This is a genomic window from Micromonospora sp. NPDC005206 (assembly GCF_040608175.1).
In the GTDB taxonomy this organism is placed as follows: Bacteria; Actinomycetota; Actinomycetes; order Mycobacteriales; family Micromonosporaceae; genus Micromonospora.
Genome location: NZ_JBEXHU010000009.1, coordinates 229,966 through 248,267, shown reverse-complemented (window position 1 = coordinate 248,267; position 18,302 = coordinate 229,966). Strand labels below are relative to the sequence as shown.

At 72.7% G+C, this 18,302-nt stretch carries 17 protein-coding genes; 9 read left to right on the top strand and 8 right to left on the bottom strand.

The genetic code is table 11. The annotated features are described in order from the left end of the window. Positions 1-79: 79 nt before the first annotated feature. The 3 genes from trpD to ABZU69_RS15995 all read right to left on the bottom strand — a co-directional run bounded on the left by trpD (position 80) and on the right by ABZU69_RS15995 (position 2,691). Entirely contained in the window at positions 80-1,126 is a 1,047-nt protein-coding gene (gene trpD, locus ABZU69_RS16005) for an anthranilate phosphoribosyltransferase (protein ID WP_354965072.1), read from the bottom strand. 88 nt (positions 1,127-1,214) lie between these two features. Then, the gene (locus tag ABZU69_RS16000; protein ID WP_210911527.1) at positions 1,215-1,610 is read right to left on the bottom strand and encodes a hypothetical protein; all 396 of its coding nucleotides are present in this window, start codon (positions 1,608-1,610) and stop codon (positions 1,215-1,217) included. A 106-nt stretch (positions 1,611-1,716) separates the two neighbouring features. Continuing rightward, entirely contained in the window at positions 1,717-2,691 is a 975-nt protein-coding gene (locus tag ABZU69_RS15995; protein ID WP_354965071.1) for a cytochrome c oxidase assembly protein, read from the bottom strand. Positions 2,692-2,799: 108 nt separating this feature from the next. Between ABZU69_RS15995 and ABZU69_RS15990 the strand changes: the two genes are divergently transcribed. From ABZU69_RS15990 to ABZU69_RS15970, 5 genes are all read left to right on the top strand, one after another. Further along, positions 2,800-3,399: a heme-copper oxidase subunit III gene (locus tag ABZU69_RS15990; RefSeq protein WP_354965070.1), complete on the top strand. Its 600-nt coding sequence runs from the start codon at positions 2,800-2,802 to the stop codon at positions 3,397-3,399. 70 nt (positions 3,400-3,469) lie between these two features. Further along, positions 3,470-4,306, top strand: coding sequence for a cytochrome c (locus ABZU69_RS15985; protein ID WP_354965069.1), 837 nt, complete (start codon positions 3,470-3,472; stop codon positions 4,304-4,306). 64 nt (positions 4,307-4,370) lie between these two features. Further along, positions 4,371-5,465, top strand: coding sequence for a Rieske 2Fe-2S domain-containing protein (locus ABZU69_RS15980; protein WP_354965068.1), 1,095 nt, complete (start codon positions 4,371-4,373; stop codon positions 5,463-5,465). Next, a complete protein-coding gene (locus ABZU69_RS15975) occupies positions 5,462-7,093 on the top strand; it encodes a cytochrome b N-terminal domain-containing protein (protein WP_354965067.1) in 1,632 nt (543 codons plus the stop codon). The genes ABZU69_RS15980 and ABZU69_RS15975 overlap by 4 nt, the downstream gene beginning before the upstream one ends. A 193-nt stretch (positions 7,094-7,286) precedes the next feature. After that, on the top strand, positions 7,287-7,976 hold the full coding sequence (locus ABZU69_RS15970) for a DUF4142 domain-containing protein (protein ID WP_354965066.1): 690 nt from the start codon (positions 7,287-7,289) through the stop codon (positions 7,974-7,976). Positions 7,977-8,058: 82 nt separating this feature from the next. Here ABZU69_RS15970 and ABZU69_RS15965 read toward each other — a convergent pair whose 3' ends face one another. From ABZU69_RS15965 to ABZU69_RS15945, 5 genes are all read right to left on the bottom strand, one after another. Beyond that, positions 8,059-8,346, bottom strand: coding sequence for an Lrp/AsnC ligand binding domain-containing protein (locus ABZU69_RS15965; protein ID WP_354965065.1), 288 nt, complete (start codon positions 8,344-8,346; stop codon positions 8,059-8,061). Positions 8,347-8,424: 78 nt separating this feature from the next. Next, entirely contained in the window at positions 8,425-9,255 is an 831-nt protein-coding gene (locus ABZU69_RS15960; protein WP_354965132.1) for a sugar phosphate nucleotidyltransferase, read from the bottom strand. Between the two features lie 65 nt (positions 9,256-9,320). Continuing rightward, on the bottom strand, positions 9,321-9,863 hold the full coding sequence (locus ABZU69_RS15955; protein WP_354965064.1) for an NUDIX domain-containing protein: 543 nt from the start codon (positions 9,861-9,863) through the stop codon (positions 9,321-9,323). Between the two features lie 53 nt (positions 9,864-9,916). Further along, positions 9,917-11,710 (bottom strand): RelA/SpoT family protein, encoded by a 1,794-nt coding sequence (locus tag ABZU69_RS15950; RefSeq protein ID WP_354965131.1) that lies wholly within the window; start codon positions 11,708-11,710, stop codon positions 9,917-9,919. Between the two features lie 129 nt (positions 11,711-11,839). Next, complete coding sequence (locus ABZU69_RS15945) at positions 11,840-13,594, bottom strand: DEDD exonuclease domain-containing protein (RefSeq protein ID WP_354965063.1); 1,755 nt, start codon at positions 13,592-13,594, stop codon at positions 11,840-11,842. 127 nt (positions 13,595-13,721) lie between these two features. On the opposite strand from ABZU69_RS15945, the gene ABZU69_RS15940 reads away from it, so the two are divergent. The 4 genes from ABZU69_RS15940 to ABZU69_RS15925 all read left to right on the top strand — a co-directional run bounded on the left by ABZU69_RS15940 (position 13,722) and on the right by ABZU69_RS15925 (position 18,290). Continuing rightward, positions 13,722-15,176, top strand: coding sequence for an NYN domain-containing protein (locus tag ABZU69_RS15940; RefSeq protein WP_354965062.1), 1,455 nt, complete (start codon positions 13,722-13,724; stop codon positions 15,174-15,176). 368 nt (positions 15,177-15,544) lie between these two features. Continuing rightward, the gene (locus tag ABZU69_RS15935) at positions 15,545-15,754 is read left to right on the top strand and encodes a hypothetical protein (protein ID WP_354965130.1); all 210 of its coding nucleotides are present in this window, start codon (positions 15,545-15,547) and stop codon (positions 15,752-15,754) included. 155 nt (positions 15,755-15,909) lie between these two features. After that, positions 15,910-17,169 carry a M48 family metalloprotease gene (locus tag ABZU69_RS15930; RefSeq protein ID WP_354965061.1) on the top strand — a complete coding sequence of 420 codons (1,260 nt, stop codon included), beginning with the start codon at positions 15,910-15,912 and terminating at the stop codon, positions 17,167-17,169. Continuing rightward, the gene (locus ABZU69_RS15925) at positions 17,166-18,290 is read left to right on the top strand and encodes a glycosyltransferase family 4 protein (protein WP_354965060.1); all 1,125 of its coding nucleotides are present in this window, start codon (positions 17,166-17,168) and stop codon (positions 18,288-18,290) included. Before ABZU69_RS15930 ends, ABZU69_RS15925 begins: the two co-directional genes overlap by 4 nt. The last annotated feature ends 12 nt before the right edge of the window (positions 18,291-18,302 follow it).

Genomic DNA, 18,302 nt, shown 5'->3' with positions numbered 1-18,302 from the left:
ACTCGGCTGTAGTTTCCCACGCGGGTCCGACAGTTCCCGCGCACCGCCGCCGCTCACGGGTACGGGCGCCCGGCGTCGGTCAGGCGGTGGTGGCGGTCTCGATCCAGCGGTCGAGGGTGCCGGCCGCCGCGCCGGAGTCGATCGACTCGGCGGCGCGGTCCAGGCCGGCGCGCAGCGCCTCGGTCAGGTCGCCGTCCAGCGGGCCCTGGGTGGCCAGCGCCGCCGCCGCGTTGACCAGCACCGCGTCCCGGACCGGGCCGGTCTCGCCGGCCAGCAGGCGACGGGCCACGCCGGCGTTGTAGGCGGCGTCACCGCCGCGCAGGTCCGCGAGGGTGGCCCGGGGTACCCCCAGGTCCGTCGCGTCCAGCACGGCCTCGCGTACGGTGCCGTCCTGCGCCACCCAGACCCGGGTCGGCGCGGCGGTGGTGAACTCGTCCAGCCCGTCCTCGCCGCGCATCACGATCGCCGAGTCGCCGCGGGCGGCGAACACGCTGGCCATCACCGGGGCCATCCGGGAGTCGAAACAGCCGACCGCGCCGGCCCGGGGACGGGCCGGGTTGGTCAGCGGGCCGAGGAAGTTGAAGAAGGTGGGCACGCCCACCTCACGGCGGACCGGACCGGCGTGTCGCATCCCGGGGTGGAACCGGGCCGCGAAGCAGAACCCGATGCCGGCCTCCTCGACACAGCGGACGACCTGCTCAGGGCCGAGGTCCAGCGGGATGCCGAGGAACTCCAGCAGGTCGGCGGTGCCGCACAGGGAGGAGGCCGCCCGGTTGCCGTGCTTGACGACGCGCACGCCAGCGCCGGCCACCACCAGCGCCGTCATCGTGGAGATGTTGACCGTGTGGGCGAGGTCACCGCCGGTGCCGACCACGTCGAGCGCGGTGCGGCGCAGATTCTCCGGGAGCACCACCGGGACCGAGCGACCCAGCATGGCCTCCACCAGGCCGGCCAGCTCGGCCGGGGTCTCACCCTTGGCTCGCAGCGCCACGGCGAAGGCGGCGATCTGCGCCGCGCTCGCCGAGCCGGTCATGATCTCGTCCATCGCCCAGGCGGTGTCGGCGGTGGGCAGCTCGTCGCCGCGCAGCAGCGCGTTGAGCAGGTGCGGCCAGGTCCGATCGCCCATGGCGGGCCTCCCGAGCGTGCGAAGTGCGGGTGGGCTGGAACCGGCGCCGACTCATCCGGCGCCGAGGCGGTGCCGGGAAGTGGGGACGTCAGGCGGGTGCGTGCGTCCGCAGCAGCTCGGCCACCGTGCTGCCGGTGGTCACCGGGTCGAGCGGGTGCACCAGCGTCGCGTCGACCTCGGCGTACGCGGCGAGCCATCGGTCGGCGGCGCGAGCGATCACCAGGCAGGTCGGGGGAGCGTCGTCCCGGTCGTCCTTGATCTGCCGGGCGATGCCGATGCCGCCGCCCGGGCTGGCCTCGCCGTCGAGCAGCAGCAGGTCGATCTCGTAGTCGTCGACCAGCCGGATGGTCTCGGCGTAGGTCGACGCGTCGACGAACTCGATCTGCAGCCCTGGCGCGGGCCGGGTGCCGACGGCCAGCCGCATCCGGTCACGGACCTGCGGGTCGTCGCTGTAGAGCAGGACGGTGCACTGACGATCGCTCATGGCTGGACTGGCTCCCACCTCGTAGCTGCCCGCCGATCGTACCGGTCCACGTGACGTAGTCGACATCCCGCCCGTCGTCGGCGGTCCGGCGTACCGTCGGCGCAGCTCAGGCCGGGGTGCCGGCGGCGCGTTCGCGGGCCTCCTGGCGGTCCAGCTCGCGGTCGACCCGGCGGGCCTCCCGCTCGGACTGCTTGATCCACTGCACCACCAGCACCGCGAGCATGGTCACGCTGACGAACTCGCCGCCGGCCCACAGGATGCCGCCGGCGACGACCTGGTCGTCCCAGGGGTCGGACCAGCTCAGGTTGAGCGACGGGTACCAGTCGCCGCCGAAGAGCGTGATGCTCTGCATGATGGTGAGCCCGAGCACGGTGTGGAACGGCACGGAGAGCAGCATCAGCAGCGCCCGCGCCGGGTACGGCCAGCGGCCCGGCAGCGGGTCGAGGCCGAGCAGCGGCCAGAAGAAGACACAGCCGGTCATGATGAAGTGCGCGTGCACCAGCTCGTGCGCCCAGGCGTGTTCCAGGGTGAAGCGGTACAGGTCACTGAAGTACAGCGCGAACGGGTTGACCACGAAGATGGCGAACGCCACCAGCGGGAAGCTGTAGACCCGGGCGACGCGGCTGTGCACGAGCGCCAGCAGGCGCTTGCGCGCCCGGACCGGCAGGGTGCGCAGGGCCAGCGTCATGGGTGCGCCGAGCGCCAGGAAGATCGGCGCCACCATCGACAGCACCATGTGCTGGACCATGTGCACCGACAGCAGCGCGGTGTCGTACGCGTGCAGCCCGCTGACCGTGACCAGCGCGATGCCGCCCAGGCCCGGGCCGAGGAAGAACACGGTACGGGAGATGGGCCAGCGGTCGCCGCGGATGCGCAGCCGGTGCACCCCGTAGAGGTAGAGGCCCGCGGCGAGCACCAGGCCGACGGCCAGCCAGCTGTCCAGCCGGGTCTCGGTCAGCACCGCGCCGACGGTGAACGGGGGCGGGGTCGCCTCGCCCCCGGCGGCCAGCGCTGGTGGGGCCGCGAGCAACGCGGCCGGGACCGCCGAGGTGGCGGCGAAGATCGGATCGACGTGTAGCACGCTTTTCAGGCTAGGCCAGGCGAACCGGACCCGGACGCGCGGGCCACGGAAGGCGCAGGTTTGCCACCCCGCTGATCGCCGGCCCCGGTCAGGGGCAATAATGACGGCGTGACTGCGGCCCCAGCCATTGACAAGAGCCGGATCCACTCTCTGACCCGACCGAACATGGTCAGCGTCGGGACGATCGTGTGGCTCTCCAGCGAACTCATGTTCTTCGCGGCGCTGTTCGCGATGTACTTCTCCATCCGCGCGGCTGCGCCGGAGCAGTGGGAGAAGCACACCGAGCACCTGAACATCCCGTACGCGACCACGTTCACGGTGATCCTGGTGCTCTCCTCCGTGACGTGCCAGCTCGGCGTCTTCGCGGCGGAGAAGGGTGACGTCCACGCGCTACGGCGCTGGTTCACCATCACCTTCGTGATGGGCCTGATCTTCGTGCTCGGCCAGGTGAACGAGTACCGCACGCTGGTGCACGAGGGCGTCAAGATCAACGAAGACGGCTACGGCTCGATGTTCTACCTGACCACCGGTTTCCACGGCCTGCACGTGACCGGCGGCCTGATCGCCTTCATCATCTTCATGATCCGTACCACCATGGGCCGGTTCACCCCGGCGCAGGCGACCTCGGCGATCGTCGTGTCGTACTACTGGCACTTCGTCGACGTTGTGTGGATCGCGCTGTACGCCATGATCTACTGGCTTCAGTGATCTTGCGCGTCACATTCCGCGCTGCTGCTCCGTCCCCTGAGACAGGTCCAACCGGTTAAGGACACCGCTCATGACTTCTGACAACGACCGCCGACGCGGTCTGCTCGCGCGGCTGCGCGAGCGGCCCGCCGCGCGCAGCAGGGGCCGCCGCCGGCTGGGCGCCGCGGTCCGGCTGTTCGCCGCGCTGATGCTCGCCGGCGGCGCATACACCGTCTTCGCCCCCGGTGCGCAGGCGCAGGACAACCCGCCGCTGACCGGCGCCGCCGCTGAGGGCAAGGCGCTGTTCGACGTGAGCTGTGTGACCTGCCACGGACGCAACGCCCAGGGCGTCGAGGGCCGCGGGCCGAGCCTGATCGGCGTCGGAGCGGCCTCGGTCGAGTTCCAGGTCAGCAGCGGCCGCATGCCGCTTGCCCGCCAGGAGGCCCAGGCGCACCGCAAGCCCACGCTCTTCACCGACGAGCAGACCCGCCAGCTGGCCCAGTACATCCAGGAGCTCGGCGGCGGCCCGATCGTGCCGGAGGGCGACGACCTCCGCGAGGACGGCAACGTCGCTGCCGGCGGTGAGCTGTTCCGGATCAACTGCTCGCAGTGCCACGCCTTCGGTGGCGGTGGCGGCGCGCTCTCCTCGGGCAAGTTCGCCCCGAGTCTGCACCCGGCGACCGACCGGCAGATCTACGCGGCGATGTTGAGCGGCCCGCAGAACATGCCGGTGTTCGGTGACAACCAGCTCCGGCCGGAGCAGAAGGCCGACATCATCGCGTACATCCAGGAGACCCTGAAGCACGACCAGGACCCGGGCGGGTTCAACCTCGGCCGGTACGGGCCGTCCACCGAGGGCCTGGCGATCTTCCTGGTTGGCATCGTGGCGCTCGTCTTCGCTAGCCTGTGGATTGCGGGTAAGTCGTGACCGAGCGGATCATCCGATTCAGTGCCGTGGTGCCGCTCGGCGCCACCCGTAGCGAGGTGACGGCATGAGCACGCACACCGAGCACCAGGCCCCGCAGGGCCGGGAGCCGCTCGACGTGAACACCCCGGGGCTGACCCGGTTCGACATCGTTCGTGAAGGCGCGCGCCGGGACGACATCGAGATCGTCCACTACGAGCCGCAGGTGCAGCCCGGCACCAAGGCCGAGCGCCGCCTGACCCGGGTGGTGGCCGGGTTCTTCCTGATCACCGGCCTGGCGGCGACTGCCTTCCTGGCCATCTACATCTGGTGGCCCTGGCAGTACGAGCCGGGCCGGGGCGGCGACAAGTTCTACACCCCGCTGCTCGGCGCCACCCTGGGCGTGGCCTTGCTCGCCGTCGGATTCGGCATCCTGACCTGGGGCAAGAAGCTGCTGCCCAAGGAGGTCTCGATCCAGGACCGGCACGAGGGGGCGGTGGACGCGGACGGCCGCACCATCACCGGTCAGACCATGCTCTACATGGCCGACGAGCTGGGTGTGAAGCGTCGCCCACTGCTCGGCATCTCGCTGCTGGCCGGTCTCGCGCCAGTCGGGGCGGTGGTCGCGGCGCCGCTGGTCGGCGGCCTGATCTCCCAACCGCACAAGAACAACCAGATGTTCACCACCGGGTTCGCTCAGACCGAGGGCGGGCAGAAGATCCGCCTCGTCCGCGAGGACGGCCGACCGGTGCGCCCGGCGGACATCAGCAGCGGTGGTCAGCTGACGGTCTTTCCGGGCATCGAGCACGGCGTGAGCAACCGGCACGCCGACTCGCCGACGCTGCTGATCCACCTGCGCGATGCGGACGCCCAGAAGTCGCGGGAAGCCAACTCGCGGCCCGAGGTCGGCCACGGCGACTACATGTGGGGCAACTTCGCGGCGTTCTCCAAGATCTGCACGCACGCCGGTTGCCCGGCAAGCCTGTTCGAGCAGCAGACCAACCGTCTGCTCTGCCCGTGCCACCAGTCCCAGTTCCTCATCACCAACAACGCGACGCCCGTCTTCGGCCCTGCCAGCCGCCGGCTGCCGCAGCTGCCGATCGAGGTGGACTCTGAGGGCTTCTTCGTGGCGAAGTCCGACTACACCGAGACCATCGGGCCTGATTTCTGGGAGCGGCCATGAAGCGTCGAAAGCTTGACCTTGCGGCGACGCCGGGCAAGGCCGCGGTGGGGGTGGACGACCGCTTCCAGGTGGCCACCCCGCTGCGCAGGCTGCTGAACAAGGTCTTCCCGGACCACTGGTCCTTCCTGCTCGGCGAGATCGCGCTGTTCTCGTTCATCGTGCTGCTGCTGACCGGTGTGTTCCTCACCTTCTTCTTCGAGCCGGCGATGACCGAGGTGGTCTACGACGGCAGCTACGCGCCGTTGCAGGGCACGCCCATGTCCGCCGCGTACGCCTCCAGCCTGGACATCTCGTTCGACGTCCGTGGCGGTCTGGTGATGCGGCAGATGCACCACTGGTCGGCGCTGCTGTTCATGGCCGCGATCGTCGTGCACATGCTGCGGGTCTTCTTCACCGGTGCCTTCCGCAAGCCGCGGGAGACCAACTGGATCATCGGCTCGCTGCTGTTCTGGGTAGGCTTCCTGGCCGGCTTCACCGGCTACTCGCTGCCGGACGACGGCCTGTCCGGCACCGGCCTGCGGATCGCCTCGGCGATCATGCTGTCCATCCCGGTGATCGGCTCCTGGGTAACCTCGTCGATCTTCGGCGGTGAGTTCCCCGGCACGATCATCATCAGCCGGTTCTTCATCGCCCACGTGCTGCTCATCCCGGCTCTGCTGGTCGCGCTGATCAGCGTCCACCTGGGCCTGGTCTTCAAGCAGAAGCACACGCAGTGGCCCGGCCCCGGCCGGACCAACGGCAACGTGGTCGGCGAGCGGATGTTCCCGCGGTACGCGCTCAAGCAGGGCGGCTTCTTCATGGTCGTCTTCGGCGTCATCGCGCTGATGGGCGGTCTGTTCCAGATCAACCCGATCTGGCTGTTCGGCCCGTACGAGGCGTGGGTGGTCTCGGCCGCCAGCCAGCCGGACTGGTACGTCATGTTCCTCGACGGCTCGACCCGCCTCATGCCCGCCTGGGAGATCAACATCCCGCTCGGCGACGGGTACGTGATCCCGCCGCTGTTCTGGCCGACGGTCGTGCTGCCCGGCATCCTGGTGGGCCTGTCGACGATGTACCCGTTCCTGGAGGCCCGGCACCTCAAGGACCGCAAGAGCCACAACCTGCTCCAGCGGCCCCGGGACGTTCCGGCCCGGACCGCGGTCGGCGCCATGGCGGTGTCCTTCTACATCGTGCTGACGCTCTCCGGCGCCAACGACGTGATCGCCGACAAGTTCCAGATCAGCCTGAACGCGATGACCTGGGCCGGCCGAATCGGCCTGCTGGTGATTCCGCCGGTGGCGTACTACATCACCCACCGGCTCTGCCTCGGTCTGCAGCAGCACGACCGCGAGGTGCTCGCGCACGGCGTGGAGACCGGCATCATCCGGCGCCTGCCGGACGGCCGGTTCATCGAGGTGCACCAGCCGCTCAGCGCGGCGAACGGGCACGCGGACGGCCACGGCGAGCTGGAGTACGTCGGCTGGGTGGTGCCCAAGAAGATGAACCGGCTCGGGGCTCTCGGCCCGGCCATCCGGGGCTTCTTCTACCCGATCGAGAAGCCGGCCGAGGCGCCGGTCTCGCCGGGTCACCCGCCGGTCGAGGCCCGGCCCGAGCGCGAGGAGATCAGCAGCGGCGAGAGCCGCCGCTGACCCCCCGACCGCACCGTCACGTGGCGCCCGCCGGAATTCCGGCGGGCGCCACGTCGTATCCGTGTCCACCGCCCATCCGGCCAGGAGTGGGACGGTCACGGCGCGACCGGTAGACCCCGCGCGACGGGCGATCGCAGGAATAACCCCGGTGAGCCGGGTATCCGTGCGGTCCAACGTCTCAAGGGGGGGAAGCATGTTGGGTATCAAACGCCTCGGCCTGTTGGCCGCGCTGGTACTGGTCGGCGTCGCGCCGGCCGCGGCCGCGCAGGCCGCGGCACAGCCGTCAACGCAGGACACCCAGTATCTGCAGGCGGTGCACCAGGTCAACCTGTTCGAAATCACCGCCGGTGACCTGGCCCAGCAGAAGGGCCAGGACCAGGGGGTCAAGGACCTGGGCGCGATGTTGAAGACCGATCACACCCAGCTGGACCAGACGGTGCAGCAGACCGCGTCCCAGCTCGGGGTGGACCTGCCAAACGAGCCCAGCGCCGATCAGCAGGCCGTCATCGACCAGCTGAACAACGCCAGCGGCAAGGAGTTCGACCGGCTGTGGGTGACCAGCGAGCTGGCCGGTCACGTCCAGGCCATCCAGGCCACCCAGACGGAGATCTCACAGGGCTCCGAGCAGTCGGTGGTCCAGTTGGCCCAGACCGCCCTGCCGATTCTGCAGACGCACTACGACGAGCTGGTTCAGCTCGCCAACCAGCTCGGCATTCCGGTCCCGCAGACCAGCGCCAGCGGTACGCCCAGCCCGGGTGGCACTGGCACCGAGTCGCCGGCTCCGGGTGGCACAGGCACCGAGTCCCCGGCTCCGGGCGGCGGCACCGAGTCGCCGGCTCCGGGCGGCGGCACCACCGAGTCGCCGGCTCCCAGCGAGAGCTGACGTAGCGGCAGCAGACGGCCGGCCCACCCACGCGGTGGGCCGGCCGCCGTGCGTCCCGGCACCCGTCGGCGCCGCCGGTGTGTCAGTCCGCGCTCGCCAGGCCGATCGCGAACGCCTCCTCCAGGTCGTGCTGCGAGTACGCCCGGAACGCGATGTGCGACTCGGTGTTCAGCACACCCGGCACCTTGGAGATGCCGCCCGCGATGACCTGGGCGATCTGGTCGAACTCGCGGACCCGGACGATGGCGATGAGGTCGACGTGCCCGGCCACCGAGTAGACCTCGCTGACGCCGGGAAGGTTGGCCAGGTTCTCCGCCACCTCGGGGATCGCATCGGTGGCGCAGTCGATCAGCACGATCGCGGTGATCACGGGACATTTCTCCGTTCGTCGGCGTCGTCGCCCATGCTAGATGTTTCCGTCGGGCCCGGAGGCGGGAGGCGTCGGGGCTCAACCGTGCGCGCTGGCCGGCACGGTGCAGCCGTCCCCGGCGCGGATCGTGTCGCGCAGCCGTTCGCCGTCGCGGACCGTCGCGCCCGGCCAGACCACGGTGCGCCGCACGTCGCCGTACACCCGCGCGCCGGCGCCGACCACCGACTCGACGCAGCGACCGGCCACCGTGGCGGACGGGTCGATCAGGGTGCCGCCGGCGGCGGCGTGCAGGTTGGCTGCCAGGTAGTCGGCCGGGGTGCCGGTGTCGTAGAAGGTGCCCGGGTAGGCGATCACCTCCAGGGCCCCGGCCGCCTCGGCCGGTCGCCAGACCGCGCGCACCAGGTCGGAGAAGACCAACGGCAGGTCGCGGACCAGCCGCCAGGGCAGCAGTGAGAAGCCGGTGAAGCAGTGCCCGGCGAAGGTGCCCGGCGCCGCCGGGTCCGCGGCGGGCTGACCGAGCAGGCGTACGGAGTGCCCGTCCCAGCCGTCCAGCAGCGCGGCCACGTCCGGGCCCGGCGGAGTCGCCGCGTCGGCGAGGTACGCGTCGGCGTTGCCGACCAGCACCGGCCGGCCGTCGATCCAGTCCCGCAGGTTGGCCACGCCGCCCGCGGTGCCGAGCGGGTCGCCCGGCTCCACCGACAGGTGGGCGCGGTCACCGACGTGCGTGACCACCTGGTCGGCGAGGTAGCAGGCGTTCACCGCGACCCGTCCGGGACCGGTCAGGCCGAGCCCGGCCAGCCGGGCCAGCGCCCGGTCGAGCAGCGGCACGTTGCCCACCGGGCAGAGCGCTTTGGGCACCCGTTCGGTGAGCGGACGCAGTCGGGTGCCCTCGCCCGCGGCGAGCACCACCGCACAGACCTCCGCGCGCCGGTCGCCCGCCCGCCCCCCGGTCGCCGGCACACCCGCCGCCCCGGTCACGGCGTGATGTCGGGCACCGGTGGCGGAAACTGCCCGGCCAGCGGCCCAATGCCGTAGTAGGCGAGCAGCCGGGCGGTCGGCCAGGTCAGCTTCGGCAGGTCGTCCAGGGGGTGCCAGGCGGCCTCGAAGACCTCCGCGCCGTCGACCGCCAGTTCGGTGTCGGAGGCCGGCACCTCCGCCTCGAAGACCATGTCCACCCAACCCTTGGCGTGCACGATCGCGTTCGGCACCGCGGGACGCAGCCGGGACGGGGGGAGCCGGATGCCGGACTCCTCGAACAGCTCGCGAGCCGCGCCCACCACCGGGGCCTCGCCCCGATCCAGCAGACCGGCGGGGAGCGACCACCCCTTGCCGGGCGGCTGGCGCAGCAGCAGCAACCGGCCCGCACCCGTCGCCTCGGCGTCGCGGACCAGGGTTACCGCGCCGACGATGTACTTGGGCACGGCCAACCGGACCAGTCGACGGCGCACCGGCAGCGGCAACCGGTAGAAGGCCTGGTAGAAAATGGCCCGACCGGTGGCGCGGGAGCGGGGGATCATGACCCCAGGCTAGTGGTCACGAAAGTCCTTCGGACGTGCTGGGGCCTGGACGGTCACTGTCGATGGTCGACCAGGTCGATCAGCTGGCGTACCACCGTGTCCGGTTCGATCACCCGGTCGAAAACGGCGACCAGCAGGGTCTCCAGGTCGGGATAGCCCAGCTCCTCGGAGAGACGCAGCAGTGGCAGGTCACTGGCGAGGCCGCGGTTGTGCTGGCGCAGGGCGAGCCCGATGGTGGCCCGGCCGAGGCGGACCTTGTCGCTGATCGTGATGCCCGGCTCGGTGTGCCCGGCGAACCACCGGTTGATCTGCATCTGCGCGTGCGGCGACTTGACGAAGTCCAGCCACTCCCGGCGCGGGCCGCGCGGCGCCTCACCGGCCTCGAAGCCGTTGTCCCCGTCGTCTTCGGTGAAGATCTCCACCACGTCGCCCTCGTCCAGCTCCGAGCTCAGCGGCGCCAGCCGGCCGTTGATCCGGGCGGCGAGGCAGTGGTCGCCCCGCTCGCCGCCCAGCTCGTAGGCGAGGTCGACCGGCGTGGCGCCGGCCGGTAGCACGACCTGCCGTCCGTCGGAGAAGACCTGGATCTGCCCCTCGGCGAGGTCGCAGCGCAGCGACTCGAGGAACTGCGCCGGGTCGGCGGCGTCCGGCTCCCAGTCGAGGACCCGGCGCAGCCAGTCCAGTTGCTCGGCGCGCGCCGCCGCGCTGCTGCCTCCCGAACGCGGGAAGCGGAAGTCGGCGGCGATGCCGTACTCGGCCGAGCGGTGCATCTCCTCGGTGCGGATCAGCACCTCGACGGTGCGGTCCTGCGGGCCGCAGACGCTGGTGTGCAGCGAGCGGTAGAGGTTGTTCTTCGGCGATGCGATGAAGTCCTTGAACCGGCCGGGAATTGGGCGCCAGGTGCCGTGGATCGCACCCAGTGCGGCGTAGCAGTCGGTGGCCGGACCATCGACCACCACCGCGATACGCGGCAGGTCGTACGGCGCGGCGTGGTCGCCGGCGGTGGTGTCCTTCCAGATCGAGTAGAGATGCCGCGGGCGGGGGCTCACCTCGGCGTCCACCCGGCTGCGGCGCAGCGCCACCCGGGCCCGGCTGACCACCGCGTCGAGGTACGCGTCCCAGCCCGGCCGGTCGTGCACGTGCCGGGCCAGCCGGGCGTGCTCGTCGGGCTCCAGGTGCAGCAGCACCACGTCGTCCAGCTCGCGCTTGAGGGTCTGGATGCCGAGCCGGTCGCAGAGCGGGACCAGCACCTCCTGGGTCTTGCGGGCGATCCGCTCCCGCGAGGCGGCGGAGCGCACACCGAGGGTGCGCATGTTGTGCAGCCGGTCGGCCAGCTTGATGATCAGGACCCGGACGTCCTTGGCGGCCGCGACGATCATCTTGCGGATCGTCTCCGCCTCGGCGGCCTTGCCGTAGAACGCCTTGTCGAACTTGGTCACCCCGTCAACCAGGTGGGCCACCTCGCCGCCGAAGTCCTCCGAGAGCGCCTGGAGCGTGTATCGGGTGTCCTCCACCGTGTCGTGCAGCAGCGCCGCCACCAGGGTGGTGGTGTCCATCCCGAGCTCGGCGCAGATCTGCGCCACCGCGAGGGGGTGGGTGATGTACGGCTCCCCGCTCTTGCGGAACTGCCCGCGGTGCATGTTCTCCGCGATGGTGTAGGCCCGGCGCAGCACCGCCGGGTCGGTGCCGGCGTGGATGCCCCGGTGGGTCCGGACCAGCTGGGTGACCGGGTCGGAGTCGGCGGTCGGCCAGGTGAGCAACGACCGCAGCCGGCGGGCCAGCGGCAGCTCACCCGACTGGGTCGGCAGGGCGCCCCCCAGGGCGGCGCCGTGCCCGGCGTCGACGTCCACGAGGGACACCTCCTCACCCCGGCCCCGCGACCGCCGAAACCCGGCGACCGGGAGCAGGCCCACGAATCGGGCAGGACTGCACTTCTCTAACAGCCTAAGCGAGTCGACGTAGTCCGATCGGTCACTTGGTCATGAGCGTTCGGTCGAGAGTTGGTGGGACGCCCCGCTCTCGGCCTTCGCCAGCAGGTCCCGGAAACGCCCCGCGCCACCCACCGGGGAGGACCAACCGGAGGACATCTCCACCAGCCGGGTCTCCGGTCGCTCCAACCAGGACAAGATGCGCTCGGACTCCTCCGCCGTGGCCGCCGGCACCGGGCCGTGCCCACCCGACACCGTCTCGGCGGTGGCCCGGATGGCGTTCAGCGTGGGTCGCGGGTGGACGCCGGGCGGGGACACCCCCGCGCCCGCCAGCCGCCCGTGCCGGACCAGGGCCAGCTCCCAGCCGCCCCGGGCGGCCGGCCGGGCCGCGGCCAGCTCGACGATCCCGGTCAGCGCGGCCAGCCGCTGCATCCGCACGGTGGCGCGCAGCACCGCCGCCAGCCGGGACCGCACCACCGCGGCCTCCTCGTAGCGCTGGTCGCGGGAGAGCACGTCGATCCGGGCCAGCAGCGCGTCCACCACCGGCTGTGGGTCGCTCACGGTGGCGGTGCGGAACGGCGCCGCGGCGCGGTGGTCGTACTCCTCGGGGGTGATCTTGTGCTCGCAGGGAGCCGGGCAGCGACCCAGCTCGGCCAGCGCGCAGGCCGGCGTGATGGTCCGCAGCGAGAGCCGGTGCGTGCACTGGCGCAGCGGCACGGCGTCGTGGAAGCCCGCGGCGGCCAGCTCCGCGGACCGCCGGGAGGTGAACGGGCCGAGGTAGGCGGTGTCGGTGGGGGAGAGGTCGCGGACCACCGACAGCCGGGGATACGGCCCGTCGGTCAGCTTGAGCCAGACCATCCGCTCCGGGTATTTCGACCGCCGGTTGTACGGCGGGGCGTGCGCGGCGATCAACCGCAGCTCGCGGACCTCCGCCTCCAGCGAGTGCGCGCACTCCACCGCCTCGACCCGCTCGGCCGCGGCCAGCATCTCGGAGATCCGGGCCCGCTTCTCGCCAGCGGTGAAGTAGCTGCGCACCCGGGTGGCGATGTCGCCGGAGGTGCCGACGTAGAGCGGACGGTCGTCGGCGGCCCGGAAGATGTAGACCCCCGGCACCTTGGGCAGGCCCTCGGCCAGGTGTCGCTTGCGGCGCTGGGTCGGGGTGACCGCCCGGGCGAACTCGATGGCGTCGCCGACCGTGTCGACCCGGTGCCCGCCCAGTCGGGCGATCAGCCCGTGCAGCACGTCGACGGTGGCCTTCGCGTCGTCCAGCGCCCGGTGGGTGGGCTGGGTGGCGGTGCGGAAGTAGGCCGCCAGGGTGCCCAGCTTGCGGTTGGGCACCTCGTCGCGGGTCAGCACCCGGCGGGCCAGCGCCGCCGTGTCCAACACTCGGGGGTTGGGCCAGCGGTAGCCGTGCTTCGCGCAGGCGGCCTTGAGGAAGCCCACGTCGTAGGGCGCGTTGTGGGCGACCAGGACCGCGTCGGCGATGAACTCCAGGAAGCTCGGCAGCACCTGCTCGATCGGCGGCGCCGGCATCAGCATGGCCTGGGTGATCCCGGTCAGCACGGTGATGAACGGCGGGATCGGCTGCCCCGGGTTGACCAGGGTGGCCAGCACGCCCAGCTGCTCACCACCGCGCACCTTGACGGCGCCGATCTCGGTGATGCCGCCGCCGTCCGGCGCGCCGCCGGTGGTCTCCAGGTCGACCACCACGAAGGTGGCCGCGTAGAGCGGCAGCGCCGGGTCCACCCCGCCCACCGCCGGGTCGAGACCGGCCAGCGACTCCTGGACGTACTCCGCCTGTGCCATCGGCGGCACGCTAGCGCGCCGGTCCGACACTCCCGTCACAGCGGCCCCACCGGTGGGCATGGGGCTAGGATGAGAGATCGGCTCACTCACCGGGCGGTGGGCCCGGTCGCGGTGGGAGACTTGCCACATGCCCCTCACCGAGCCGCACGACGACCACCTCCAGCAGGAGGATCCGGTCGCGCGCGACGGTGCCGTGGGCGACCCGGACAGCGGCGACGAGACCGCCGTCGACGAGTCATCCGGCCCGGTGGGCCCGGGCGGCGAGCCGACGATCGAGCCGGAGCCCGTCCTGCCCGAGCCGGTCCGGCAGCGGATCGTGGCGCTGACCGCCGCGGTGCTGCCCACCCTCCCGGCCGACGAGGTCCCGGTGCCGTTGCGCCGGGTGGCCAAGTTCGCCCCGAACCGGCGGGCCCGGCTCGGCGCGCCAGCCATCGCCGCCCAGCTCACCGGCGACCCGCTGTTCCGGCAGCGGGTCACCGCCCGGGTGCTGGCCGACGCCGGTGACCTCGGCGCGGCCGTGGTCGAGGGCACCGCGCCGGCCGCCGCCGACCCGGTCGAGGTGGCCGCGCTGGCCTACCTGGCCCGGCCGCGCGGTTGGCGGGAGCTGATCGACGCCAGCGGCGCGGCGGTCCGCGCCGAGGCGGACAGCGCGGTCGTCGCCGAGCTGGTCCGCGAGGCTGAGCAGCGAGCCACCCGGGCCGAGCACGACCGCGCGGTGGCCCGGGTGGAGGCGGAGAAGCTCCGTGACGAGCTGGCCCGGGTCCGGGAGGAGCTGGGCCAGCTCCGCGAGGAGTCCCGCCAACTGGCCCGCACCCTGCGGGAGACCCAGGCCCGCGAGCGCAAGGCCACCGAACTGCTGGCCACCGAGCGCGGCCGGGCCGCGCGCGCCAGCGCCGACGTGGACGCCGAGCTGCGCCGGGCCCGCGCCCGGCTGGCCGAGGCGGAGGCGGCCGCCGGTGTGGCCCGGGCCAGCGCCAAGGAGGCCCGCTCGGTCGACGACGCCCGGCTCTGGCTGCTGTTGGAGACCATCGGCCAGGCCGCCGTCGGGCTGCGCCGGGAGCTGGCACTCGACCCGGTGGACAAGCTCCCCGCCGACTTCGTCGCCGACGCGTTCGCCGACCAGACGGGCACCGCCCCGGCCGGCCCGTCCGCGCGCGCCCGGGACACCGACGACCCGGCCCGGCTGGACCAGCTGCTCGCGCTGCCCCGGGCGCACCTCGTGGTGGACGGCTACAACGTCACCAAGCGCGGCTTCGGTGAGATGTCGCTGGAGCAGCAGCGCAAGCGCCTGGTCACCGGCCTGGGCGGGATCGCCGCGCAGACCGGCGACGAGGTCACCGTGGTCTTCGACGGCGCCGAGCGGATGCACGGGCTGCCGCCGGCGCCGCGGGGCGTACGGGTGCTCTTCTCCCGCAAGGGCGAGACCGCGGACGAGCTGATCCGGCGGCTGGTCCGGGCCGAGCCGGCGGGCCGTCCGGTGGTGGTGGTCTCCTCCGACCGCGAGGTCGCCGACGGGGTCCGTCGGCACGGCGCCTACCCGCTGGGCGCCGACTCGCTGCTGCGCCGACTCGCCCGCTCCTGACCGTGTCTGGCCGTCCCGCGCCGGGCGCTAAAGCATGATCGACTCCAGATCGCTGACACCGGGCCATCCTCGGCCCCGGGACACCGCGACATCGCCGAAACGGTGTCGATCAGGGGTGGGGCCCGCCGCATTGGATCGTGAAGACGTTCCCCGATCCAGATCAGCTGACTCGGACACTTGAACGGCTCGGCTGGTCGGCGCGGGTGTGGCCCGCTGGGACGCGGTTGATCGCTGGCTCGGCCGCGCCAAAGCGCGGGTCTGGCCGGTAGCCAGGTGAGCAGCGCTCTCCTTCGTGTGATCGACACGAGGTCGGCGATGTCGCTGTGTCCGGCCGGTCGGGATACCCCGATATCGCTGACCTGGAGTCGATCTCGGCCGGTCGGGGCGGTTGTCTGGGTTTCTGTTCCGGCTGCCTGGTGGCCGGCCTGTTCGACGAGGCGTCCCCGGCGGCCGGCCTGGACGCCGCCGAGGTCCAGGCGATCGAGGTGTTCGCCCGGGCCGGTTACGACGTGGAGGTGCTGGCCGCGCCCGCGCGTCCCGGCGCCGCCCGTCGCCACGCCGCACGCCGGGTCGCCTGAGCGCGACACCGCGCCCGAAGCGGGCTTTTCGCGGGCCATAGGATGGGCGGTCACGGCGGGAGGAGCGGCGGGATGAGCGGGGTACGACGCGACGACGGCGGGCCCGCCGTCGGCGGCGGGAAGGCCCGTCGCGTGGCGAGCACGGCGGTGTCCCGGTGACCCCGCGTGCCTGGGCGCTGCTGACCCTGGCCGGGTTGACCGTCGCGCTGCTGGTGATCGCCGCGCTGCTGATCCCGTGGCACCGGCCGCCGGCGCCCCGGGCCGACCAGCTCGCCGCGCTGCGTGACCTGCCCGCCGAGCAGGTGGCCCGGGGGCGGGAGTTCCGCACCGCACTGCGCCCCGGCGGTTACGCCGCGCTCGCCGTCGGGCTGCTGGTCGCCCTCGCGCTGGGGCTGACCCCGCTGGGCAGCCGCCTGATCGAGCTGGTGGGCCGGCCGTTCGGTGGGCACTGGGCCGCACAGGCCGTGCTCGGCGGGCTGGCCGTGGTGCTCGTCGCCGACCTGCTCACCCTCCCGTTCGCCGCCTGGCGGCAGAGCGTGCTCACCCGCTACGGGCTGAGCACCAACGGCTGGAGCGGCTGGACGGCCGACCTGCTCAAGTCGTACGCGGTCAGCGCGGTGATCGGCGCGGTGGCGCTGTTCGGGTTCTACGCGGTCATCCGCCTCGCGCCGCGCTGGTGGTGGGCGTTCGGCGCGGCCGGCGCGGCGGTGCTGGTGGTGCTGCTGTCGTTCGTGTTGCCGGTGCTGGTGGAGCCGGTGTTCAACCGCTTCACGCCGATGGAGCAGGGCCCGCTGCGCACCGAGCTGATGAGCATGGCCGCCCGCGACGGGGTGCCGGTGCGCGACGTGCTGGTCGCCGACGCCTCCCGGCGCACCAGGGCGGTCAACGCGTACGTCTCCGGTCTCGGGCCGACCCGACGGGTGGTGGTCTACGACACGCTGCTGCGCGAGGCCACCCCGGCCGAGGTGACCGCCGTGGTGGCGCACGAGCTGGGGCACGCGAAGGACCGGGACGTCGCGGCCGGCACGCTGACCGGGGCGCTCGGCGCCGCGGCCGCGGTGGTGGCGCTCTACCTGCTTGGCTCGTGGGGGCCGCTGCTGCGGATGGCCGGTGTCGATTCGGTCGCCCACCCACGCGCGTTTCCGTTGCTGGTCGCCCTGGTCACGGTGGCCGGGCTGGTCGCCGCGCCGGTGCAGGCGCTGATGTCCCGGCGGGTGGAGGCACGGGCCGACGCGCACGCGCTCGCGCTCACCCGTGACCCGGTCGCCTTCGAGTCGATGCAGCGCCGACTCGGCACGGTCAACCTCGGCGACCCTGACCCGCCGCGCTGGGAATATCTCTACTCGGCCTCACACCCGTCCACCGTGGAGCGGATGGCCGCCGCCCGCGCGTACGCCCGGGAGGCCGGCCGATGAACCGCACGCTGCTGATCACCAACGACTTCCCGCCCCGCCCGGGCGGGATCCAGTCCTTCGTGCACAACCTTGCGGTGCGTCAGCCGGCCGGCTCGGTGGTGGTGTACGCGTCGAGCTGGCGCGGGGCGGCGAAGTTCGACGCCGACCAGCCGTTCGAGGTGATCCGGGAACGCACCAGGGTGCTGCTGCCCACCCCGCTGATCGCCCGCCGGGCGGCGCGGCTGGCCCGCGCGTACGACTGCGACACGGTGTGGTTCGGCGCGGCGGCCCCGCTCGGGCTGCTCGCCGCCGGCCTGCGGCGGCGGGCCGGGGTGCGCCGGGTGGTGGCGCAGACCCACGGCCACGAGGTCGGTTGGGCGGCGCTGCCCGCCGCCCGGCCGGCGCTGCGCCGGATCGGTCGGGGCGTCGACGTCACCACCTATCTCGGCGAGTACACGCGCAGCCGGCTGGCCCGCGTGCTGGACGGGCTGACCGAGCTGCGCCGGCTGGCGCCCGGGGTCGATGTGGACACCTACCACCCGACCGTGGACGGCGAGCCCGTCCGGGCCCGGTTGGGGCTGACCGACCGTCCGGTGGTGGTCTGTGTGTCCCGCCTGGTGCCGCGCAAGGGGCAGGACATGCTGATCCGGGCGCTGCCGGAGATCCGCCGCCGGGTGCCCGACGCGGCGCTGCTGATCGTCGGCGGCGGGCCGTACCGGGCGACCCTGGAAAAGCTGGCCCGGCAGGCGGGGGTGGAACGGGACGTGGTCTTCACCGGCTCGGTGCCTACGGCCGAGCTGCCGGCGCACTACGCGGCCGGCGACGTCTACGCGATGCCCTGCCGCACCCGCAACCGTGGGCTGGACGTGGAGGGGCTGGGCATCGTCTACCTGGAGGCGTCCGCGACGGGCCTGCCGGTGGTGGCCGGTGACTCCGGCGGCGCGCCGGACGCGGTGCGCGAGGGGGAGACCGGCTACGTGGTCCGCGGCCGGGACGTCGCCCAGCTCGCCGACCGGGTGGCCCGGCTGCTCGCCGATCGGGACCTGGCCCGCCAACTGGGCGCGGCAGGTCGGGCGTGGGTGGAGCGGGAGTGGCGCTGGGAGGCGCAGGCGGAGCGGATGGCCGCCCTGCTCGCCGGCTGACCGCCGCCCGCG